At 51.6% G+C, this 3,715-nt stretch carries 1 protein-coding gene and 1 pseudogene; both read right to left on the reverse strand.

Annotated elements, in window-relative coordinates; genetic code table 11:
- Positions 1-3,044 (reverse strand): host specificity protein J (locus OGX97_RS10875; protein ID WP_286592403.1); only part of this gene is annotated, 3,044 nt, incomplete at its 3' end.
- Between the two features lie 539 nt (positions 3,045-3,583).
- Positions 3,584-3,715 (reverse strand): annotated as a pseudogene (locus tag OGX97_RS10880) (tail assembly protein); the annotation flags it as partial.

Consider the following 3,715-nt stretch of genomic DNA (forward strand, 5'->3'; position numbering starts at 1 on the left):
ATGATGGTGCCTGTTTTACCCTGAACGTAATTCGATGAACGAAGCTCACCAATTTTTGCCAGCGTGATTTGACCATACTGGATAAACGCATCGCTGATAAATACCTGACCGTTGATAACAGCAAAGGGTGAATATTGCGTATCACCGCTACCACTCATCAGGACGAACTGATTGGCGTTAAATCCGACACGAGTGACTACCGGCTTACCCGCCTCCGCCAGCACCGCAATGGACATTCCGGCGTTATACATCACACCGTTAATCCGGACCCCAGTTTTGAGGGTGTAAATCGCAGAGGCTCCGGTAGCATCAACCACGGCAGTAAGCTTGTCCTCCAGTGCGGCAGTTACATTATTGAACTGCGCTTGCACCTGCGTCGACATTTCAGCCATGGCCTTATCGACCTGTGCAATGGTCGTTTTAACCACCAGAATATCCGCGCGTACTTCACCATACTGCGCCCACTGGTGTTCCACGGTTGCATGGTTGGCCAGCGCATTCTGCAACGCGGCTTCCAGGTTGGTATCAATGTCGCTTGTCAGGCGGTCACCGTCTGCAGAAGTCAGGAAGTCACCAGCAATATCGCCCAGGTAGTCGTCAGCATTCGCATTTGATTCTCCACGAACCCAGTCGGTCCAGCCCGATTCATTACCCGTTCTGTCTACCAGCTGCGCGCGGTACCAGAATTCCTGCCCCGCCTTCAGCCCCAGTTGGGTGTATTCGGCAGACGGATAAGGCACATCCGACAGCAAAAGAGGATTAGAGAAATCACTGTTCGCGGTGTACTGAATTTCCGTTTTCAGCGTATCCCCGGTGTTAGCCGGGAATCCCCAGTTCAGGCGAATCCCCCAGTTGATCGGCGTTGTCGCAAAGCCGACAGGTTTCGGTGGATTTCCCACCTTGCCCGTCAGCGTTTTCTCTTCGGAGTAGCCCCAGCCAGAGGATATTTCAGAGGCGTTAATGGCGCGCACACGCACGAGGTAGCGCCCCGCATAAATGCCCGGAACATCGAATGACGTGGTGGAGCTGCGCGGCACATTTACCCAGTTACCGTCATTGCGGCGCCACTGTGCCTCGTAGGCGATAGCATTCTGCGCCTGGTCCCAGCTCACACGCATGGTTTCGACGCTGATATTCTGCTGCACCACTGAAAACGAGCTAATAACAATGTTAGCTGGCGGCGACTGGTTACCAGGCGGGATTACACTCACGGGCCGCTGGTCAATGATGGCTCCGGTATCGATACGGGCATATTTATCCGGGTCATGCCATGCGCCGGTAATAGAGAAAGTGCCATCACCATTATCGGAGACGCTGACAACTCGATACTGCTGGGCGTAGAGCTCGTCTGACTCAACCACCCATACAGCTTCGGCCTGTGGTGTCTCACTGTATGCCGTGGTGACTGTGACTGATTCCCCGTTAACCGCCTGTATAGTCCTGCTCTGTGACGCACCGGAGGGAAGATTGAGAATAAGGCGATCGCCTGCTGCTGCATCAGCTACGCGGTCAAGTTTTATCACGCGACCGTTAACAGCACTGATGCGGCCGCCCATAACTTTGCCGGACAGAAGCTCATCTGACACGGCAATGATGTATCCGGGTTGCGGAATGTTTCCGTCCAGGCCAACATCAAACGAAACAATGCGATCCTTATTGTTGGTGAGAATACCCCAGCGACCCTTTCGGTTCGCTTCTGATTGCCGGGTACAGCCGATGGCTGTCATTTCCAGCTGATTAAATCCGTACCGGGCCACCAGAGGCTGCTCAAACACTGGCTCCATCGCATCAGCATAGGCGTTTCCCGGATCAGACCAGGAAACCAGCGCTGTTGTATAGCGCGTTTTTGTCGTGCTGCTGGAATAGGTAAAGCGTCCGTCGATAACGTTAGCGCGAGTGTAAGCGTAATCCACATCTCTCGGCATATCGGCAAGCGCAACAATCTGATCACCGCCCCAGTACGTCATCCCCCGGAATATAGCCGCAAAGTCACGCAGCACAGTGTAAGCGTCATTCCTGTCCTGAACATAGACGTTACAGGTATAGCGTGGCTCTGTCCCGCTTCCACCCTTTCCATCCGGTACCGGCTGATCGCAATACTGCGATACCTGGTACAACGTCCATTTATCGATGTTGGCTGCACTCAGGCGATTCCCCAGACCAAAGCGATCGGTAATAACCAGATCGTAAAATATCCACGCCGGGTTATCGGTCCAGGCCCACTTAAACGCCCCTTGCCATGTACCACTGTAAGTCCTCGTTTCAGGATCATAATTATCCGGCACACGGATCACGCGCATTTTTGGTTCGCAGGAAATCTGCGGGATAGAGCCATTGAACTGGCTTGAGTCAAATTCGATGTAAAGCAGAGCGGTATTCGGGTAACGTAATTTGGCGTCAATCACCTCGGTGAAGCTCTGTAGCGTCATCGTATCACCGATCTTCGCGCTGTTTGCATCAGCGGTAATCTTACGCAATCGGATTGTCCAGGTGCTGCCAGCCTGCGGTAAATCAATACGGTGGCTGCGCTCATAACCAGACGTCGTTTTGCCGGTTACGCTGGTATTAAAAACGGTTTGCCAGGTACCACCATCAGTTTGCAGGTCTATTGCATAATTGATGGAATACCCTACCAGATCGCCGTTGTCCTCCTGCTTAAACAGTGAAGGCCATTTCAGTCGCAGGCGAACGGCTGATAGTTGCGTGTTCGTAAAGGTACGCGTCCAGGCTGTGGCGCTTGATATTTCAGTTCCAACGTTGATTTCGTTTTCGGTGCCGGGAATACCCTGAATGTAATTTTGTGCCTGCGTACCAGCGCGAAATTCCCAGACTACGCCACCAAAGTTTTGGGAGCCGTCGACATTCTCCAGCGGTGTGCCATCGAGGTAGATATCTTTTCCGGTTAAAGCACCGGCATACTCACCTTCCCCCAGAGCTACTAGCAACTTTGCCTTCGCAACAGACTGAAGATCATCCGGTTGTTCCGTCGGTGTTCGGCTTTTAGAACCACCACCTTTTCGCCCTGTGATTTTTTTCGACGCCATATTTCACCCATAAAAAAGCCACCAAAAGGTGGCTACTGTTTGAATATCAGGATGTTGCTCATCTATAACCCTGGTTAATGTGTTAGCTCAGCCCGTCAGCGCTGGGATGCTGACGTACTCTGGGAAGGAGGGATGGCTGATTACCTCTTAACGAAGGATTAAAATGACTAAATATAAGTTTGAAGCTGTCGATACGAGCACCCCACCTAACGCTGAGGACCTTGCTTATGCTCTCATGAGTGCATTTGGGGCGCTTGCCTCAACAGTTGTAGGGAAGGACACAGAAAAGCAGGCTGAGTTGTTTAGCAAACTTGACCAAGCGCTAGCTCATAATCAGGGGGCAAGTAGCTATATTGAGCTTGCTCGGATTTGCCAGGCTACGAAATTTTCCCTAACCGGAGAGCGATAACCCCATTGGGTTTAATTAGTTCAAAGGCGTGTTCCTTAGGGACCGCCTTTATTTCCTTAGTATCATCAACTTTTGTTTCTTGAAATTTTACCTTTTGCTCTAAGGTCATAACTTTCTCCCGCCTTTCGGCTTATTGTTTATCTTCAACATAAATTCCGGCAGAAATAATCGCGCCACCGATCCGGCGTCGCCCATAACCAAGGGGAACTGGATTACCCTGAGCAGCAGTGTTAGTTACACCACCGAATGCATACGATGCCCG

Origin of the sequence: Citrobacter sp. Cpo061 (assembly GCF_030332845.1) — a bacterium.
Taxonomy (GTDB): Bacteria; Pseudomonadota; Gammaproteobacteria; order Enterobacterales; family Enterobacteriaceae; genus Citrobacter; species Citrobacter portucalensis.